This window comes from Nitrosophilus sp., from assembly GCF_982775275.1.
The window spans coordinates 1-5,327 of record NZ_CEXZHP010000047.1 but is presented as its reverse complement, the minus strand read 5'-3'; the positions used below and the strand labels follow the sequence as shown (position 1 = coordinate 5,327).

Genomic DNA, 5,327 nt, shown 5'->3' with positions numbered 1-5,327 from the left:
TTTCTAACTTCTCTATTTTGAGCTATCTCTTGGCTACTTCCTTCAGCCAAAAGTTTTCCCTCCCTTATTACGTAAGCTCTGTCGCAAACGCTTAAAGTCTCCCTTACGTTATGGTCGGTGATCAAAACTCCAATACCGATATCTATCAACTGCTTGATTATATTTTGAATATCTACTACGGCTATGGGATCAACACCGGCAAAAGGCTCATCTAAAAGTAAAAATTTTGGTTCATTTACCAAAGCTCTGGCTATTTCGCATCTTCTTCTCTCGCCTCCGCTTAAACTTATGCCTTTTCTATGCCTAATAGGCTCTATATTAAAAAGTTCAAGCAGCTCTTCTACTCTTTTTTCTCTCGTTTTTTTATCCAAAACTCCGGCTTCTGCGGCGATATAAAGATTTTCTTCCACACTTAACTCTTTAAATATACTAGATTCTTGAGGAAGATAACCGATACCCTTTTTTGCTCTTTTATGTAGTGGAAGTTTTGATATATCATCCTTATCAAAAAATACTTTTCCATCCGTTGACTCTATAAGACCGCATATCATATAAAAAGTTGTAGTTTTACCAGCACCGTTTGGACCCAATAATCCAACAACTTCTCCACTTTTAACCTCTATAGAAATTCCTTCAACTATTGCTCTATTTTTAATCACTTTTTTTAAATTTATAGCTTTTAAACTATGATGCATATTTACTCCGGGTTTTATGTTTTTATTATATATTCTCTTTTGTTACCTTTTGGCTCTATCTCAACAATAACATAATCTAAACCAAAATTTTTCAATAGATTTTCAAAATCTTCTCCTGCCCATTCTATAAAATGTATCCCTTTTTTTTCAAGTTCTTCAAACAATCCCAACTCTAAAAATTTCTCGATAGAAGTTTGATAAAGATCATAATGGTATATTTTATTATCGTATATATTTTGTATAGAAAAAGTTGGAGATGAGGCGTTGTTTATGCCCAATTTTTTTGCAAACATTTTTACTAAAGTGGTTTTTCCGCTACCAAGATTTCCCCTTAGTAAAACTATTTTATGCTCGCCCAATATCTTTTTTAGATACTCTATTAAAATATCCAGTTCATCTTCTGAAAGTAAAAATCTTTTTATCATAATTATCTCTTATTTGCCAAGTTTATTTGATACCTCAATAATTTCATACAATTTTTTTATAGCTTTTTTACTATCAATCGCCTCTTTTGCCATCAATATACCTTCATCTATACTTTTTGCTTTCTCATCCACCACCAATGCCGCCGCGGCGTTTAATAATACAATATCAAGCTTAGCCCCCTTTAATTCTCCGCTTAGGATATCTTTAGTTATTTTTGCGTTTGTTTTTGCGTCTCCTCCTAATATCGCATTAAAAGGAGAATAAGGGATATTATACTCTCTTGGATCTATGATAAACTCTTCTATTTTTTTATCTTCAACTTTTGCCCCATAAGTTATATCGCTTACACTTATCTCATCCATTTTATCTTTGCTACTAACAACAATCGCCCTTTTGGTATCCATCAAAGTTAAGGCCTTTGCTATTTTCATTATAAAACTTTTATCAAATACGCCCAAAAGATATTTTTTTGCTCCCGCTGGATTTGTCAAAGGACCCAAAATATTAAAAATCGTTCTATGAGAGAGGGATTTTCTAATAGGCATTATATATTTCATAGCGGGATGGTGATTGATGGCAAAAATAAAACAAAATCCCGTTTTTTCAAGCATTTTCACCTGATTTTCCAAAGATAGATTCAAATTTATTCCAAGAGCTTCTAGCATATCAGCGCTCCCGCTTTTGCTTGTTACGCTTCTATTTCCATGTTTTGCTACATAACTTCCCAAAGAAGCAAGGAGTATGGCTACTGTGCTGGAAATATTGAAACTTCCGCTTTTATCCCCACCGGTTCCAACAACATCTATAAGTTTTTCTTGCAAATCTTTTGAAACTGGAAGTTTTATTGAGTGTTCCCTCATAACCTTTGCCGCGGCAGCGATCTCTTGGGCACTATCCCCTTTTTCATATAGCTTTATTAAAAACTCTCTTGCTTCATCTTCGCTCATTTTGTTTTCAAAAAGTTTTGTAAATTTCTCGTATGCTTCATTATAATTCATACTTCACCCTTATATAAAAATTTTATTATAAACGGCGGAATGATAGTAGTTACTACTATTACCAACACCAAAGACGCGTAGATATAATTATCAAATATATTATTTATTCTACCCATCTCGGCAAAAATGAGCCCCACTTCTCCTCTTGGAACCATAGAAACACCCACTATCAATCTTTTTTTAAAATTTAGCGGTAAAAAAAGTGCTCCTAAAATTTTACCAATAATCGCTATAAAAAAAATTGAACCAAAAAGCAACCAAATATCAAGCTCACCCCAAGCTATCTCTTTTAAATTCATAGAAAGCCCCACCGCAACAAAGAAAAAAGGAGTAAAAACATATATAAGAGGTCTTATTTCGTTCTCTAATTTTTGGGCAAATTTCGTATCTGCAGCAAGGGCAATACCAAAAGGTAGAAAAAATCTTCTTGAAAGGGCAAGTCCAGCGGCAAACCCACCTATTATCTCCGGAGCGCCGCTTTTTTTCGCAAGCCATGCAAAAAAAAGAACCAACATAAAAACCGATGTTGGCAAAAGTCCGGGTATTTTATTGCTATCATGATATTTTTTTATAAGATATGCGATTATTTTAGCTGCGATTGGAGCTATTATAAAAAAACCCAATATAAAAATAAAGACTTTTGATACGTGAATAAAATTGACTTCTCCGGCACTTGAAAACTCATACAAAACGGCTAAAAGTATTACACCAAAAATATCGTCTAAAACCGCCGCCCCTATAACGATCTCTCCCTCTTGAGAATCCCTTTTTTTAAGATCTTGCAAAACCCTAACTGTGATCCCGATACTCGTTGCGGTAATGGTCCCTCCGATAAACATAGATACTACTAAGTCCAAATTGAATATATAAAAAGATACTAATGTAGCTAAAACAAAAGGAAAAACAAATCCCGCTATAGCAACAAACGCAGACATCCAGCCAGAGTGCAAAAGTCTTTTTAGATCGGTCTCAAGCCCAACTTCAAATAGTAGTAAAATTATTCCTATTTCAGCTAAAAGTTTTATTACTTCATTGATCTCTATTATCCCAAAAGTAGGTGGACCAAGTATTAAACCAGCAAGTAGTTCTCCTAAAACTGGAGGAAAAGATAATTTTCTAAATATTTCTCCAAAAACTCTTGCGCTAAACAAAATAATAAGAAGTATTAGAAAAATATCTTGCGCATGCATTATATCTCTTTTACATATTCGTTCATCTTTGATTTTGGAATTGTTTTAGTTGTTGGAATTTGTAAAATTTTATATTTTTTTTCACCTTTTAAATATTTAATAGTAATTATATCTCCCACTTTTACCTCTTTTGAAGCTTTGGCAATATTGCCGTTTATATAAACTACGCCACTTTTTATCATATCTTGAGCAATTGCCCTTCTTTTGACTAAATTTGTGGCATTTAAAAATTTGTCAATTCGCACTCTTCAAACTCCAAAAGTTTTCTTTTAATTTCTACTCCTTCATTATACCCACCAAGAGACTCTTTTGCAATAACCCTATGACATGGAACTATTATGATATAGGGATTATTTTTCATAACTGATGCGACTGCGCGATAAGCTTTAGGATTGCCGATATTTTTTGCAATTTCAGAGTAACTCTTACATTTTGCAAAAGGAATATTTAATACCTCGTTTATTACTTTTTGAGAAAATCTCGTTTTAAAAGGTCTAAGTGGCGGGATCCAAATAGGCTCTTTTTTATCAAAATAGTTTTTTAGCCAAATTTTAGTAATTTCAGTTATCTCATTTGGATTTGATAACTTTTCATTATCAGAAATTTTTATATCTAAAAGATATTTTTCATCTGCTGTAATTTTTAAAGTACCTATAAAACTATCAAAATAGTCAATATATATCTTTTCTCTTTCCAACTCTTAATACCAATATTATAAGATTATCATCTTTTATTTGAAAAATTACTCTTATTTTTCTTGCTATTACAAACCTATATTTTCCTTTGTGATTACCTTTTAAAGCGGCTATTTTTTTACTATTTTTTAAAACTTCAAAATTTTTAACTAAATATTTGATTTTTTCAAATATAAACTCTCTCTCATCTAAAGAGAAACTTTTTAGATCATCAATAGATTTTTCGCTAAATTCCAATCTCATTTAAGCCCCAAAAACTCTTTTGCTTCACCCTCTGAATAAACCTTCATATTTTTGTTTTCAATTTCATCTATAATTTTATCGGCTATAAGTGCATCGGTATAATCAAAATAAAAATCGAGTGCCTTTTCAATAATCTCTTTTTGTGATGTTTTTAGATTTTTTGCAACAAACTCCAACTCTTTTGCAATATTCTCATCTAAAGAGATCAATTTTTTTACAACTGCCATATAATTTCTCCTTTTTATATCTTGCAATATATCTGAAAATATATCTGTTTAAATTATACCAAATCTTTATGAATTACCTAAAAATTGTATAAATCCGTATTAATTAAAAACTCATCAAATAGATCGTTTTTTTAGAACGGCAAAGAGTGAAAGAATCTATCTTAGAGAGTATGATACAATACAAGAACTAAAAGAGGATATTAAAAACTATATCCATTTTTACAATTTTTATCGACACCATCAAACATTGGGTTATAAAAAACCAATGAAGATTTATGACAAAGAACTCTATTTGCAAACCATTCAAAAGAAGACAAAAGATGAAGTTTTAATATCAAAAAAGTCAAAAAATAACAAAACCTTATACAAGGCCGCTTAAATGATTAACTCTCTTTTTAAAAAAATTGTCTTGACTTTTGGGGTAATTTATAAAGTTTTTATTTTAACAAAATATTTTATTTGTGGTATAATGTTGGGAGTAAATAAATAGTTAGCAGTAAAAATAATGAAACAACTGATCAAAAGTTTCGCTGAAAAATTAAGTACTGGCGAGGTGGAGATTTATAATGAATTTAGTCTTCAACACGAGTTAGGAATATTCCTTAGAAATAGATTGAAAAATAAGAAGATTCAGTTTGAGAGAAATATTTCATATTTTCCTCTGGCTAACATTAACTTCGTGAAGAAGGAAATCGATATATCTGTTTTCGAAATTAAGGATAACACAATATTTATAGATGCAGCTATCGAACTGAAATATCCAAGAAATGGTCAATATCCAGAACAAATGTTCAGTTTTTGCAAAGATATTCAATTTGCAGAGCAACTTAAACAAGCAGGTTTTCGGAATGCA

The 5,327-nt window shown here is 31.3% G+C and carries 9 protein-coding genes and 1 pseudogene; 2 read left to right on the top strand and 8 right to left on the bottom strand.

What is annotated here, in order from left to right; genetic code table 11:
* From lptB to AC30RD_RS03750, 8 genes are all read right to left on the bottom strand, one after another.
* Positions 1–695, bottom strand: a 695-nt coding sequence (gene lptB / locus AC30RD_RS03785) for an LPS export ABC transporter ATP-binding protein (protein WP_489492914.1), incomplete at its 3' end; no start/stop codon positions are given.
* 14 nt (positions 696–709) lie between these two features.
* Positions 710–1,120 (bottom strand): tRNA (adenosine(37)-N6)-threonylcarbamoyltransferase complex ATPase subunit type 1 TsaE, encoded by a 411-nt coding sequence (gene tsaE / locus AC30RD_RS03780; protein WP_489492913.1) that lies wholly within the window; start codon positions 1,118–1,120, stop codon positions 710–712.
* Positions 1,121–1,129: 9 nt separating this feature from the next.
* Positions 1,130–2,119: an anthranilate phosphoribosyltransferase gene (gene trpD / locus AC30RD_RS03775; RefSeq protein WP_489492912.1), complete on the bottom strand. Its 990-nt coding sequence runs from the start codon at positions 2,117–2,119 to the stop codon at positions 1,130–1,132.
* Positions 2,116–3,309, bottom strand: coding sequence for a cation:proton antiporter (locus tag AC30RD_RS03770; protein WP_489492911.1), 1,194 nt, complete (start codon positions 3,307–3,309; stop codon positions 2,116–2,118). The genes trpD and AC30RD_RS03770 overlap by 4 nt, the downstream gene beginning before the upstream one ends.
* On the bottom strand, positions 3,309–3,554 hold the full coding sequence (locus AC30RD_RS03765; RefSeq protein WP_489492910.1) for an RNA-binding S4 domain-containing protein: 246 nt from the start codon (positions 3,552–3,554) through the stop codon (positions 3,309–3,311). The genes AC30RD_RS03770 and AC30RD_RS03765 overlap by 1 nt, the downstream gene beginning before the upstream one ends.
* A complete protein-coding gene (locus AC30RD_RS03760; protein ID WP_489492909.1) occupies positions 3,533–4,006 on the bottom strand; it encodes a methylated-DNA--[protein]-cysteine S-methyltransferase in 474 nt (157 codons plus the stop codon). Before AC30RD_RS03760 ends, AC30RD_RS03765 begins: the two co-directional genes overlap by 22 nt.
* Positions 3,981–4,247 (bottom strand): type II toxin-antitoxin system RelE family toxin, encoded by a 267-nt coding sequence (locus AC30RD_RS03755; RefSeq protein ID WP_489492907.1) that lies wholly within the window; start codon positions 4,245–4,247, stop codon positions 3,981–3,983. The genes AC30RD_RS03760 and AC30RD_RS03755 overlap by 26 nt, the downstream gene beginning before the upstream one ends.
* A complete protein-coding gene (locus AC30RD_RS03750; protein ID WP_489492906.1) occupies positions 4,244–4,474 on the bottom strand; it encodes a ribbon-helix-helix domain-containing protein in 231 nt (76 codons plus the stop codon). The genes AC30RD_RS03755 and AC30RD_RS03750 overlap by 4 nt, the downstream gene beginning before the upstream one ends.
* Positions 4,475–4,592: 118 nt before the next feature.
* On the opposite strand from AC30RD_RS03750, the gene AC30RD_RS03745 reads away from it, so the two are divergent.
* Both AC30RD_RS03745 and AC30RD_RS03740 read left to right on the top strand, forming a co-directional pair.
* Positions 4,593–4,853: an integrase core domain-containing protein gene (locus tag AC30RD_RS03745; RefSeq protein ID WP_489492923.1), complete on the top strand. Its 261-nt coding sequence runs from the start codon at positions 4,593–4,595 to the stop codon at positions 4,851–4,853.
* A gap of 126 nt (positions 4,854–4,979) precedes the next feature.
* Positions 4,980–5,327, top strand: a pseudogene (locus AC30RD_RS03740) (hypothetical protein); the annotation flags it as partial.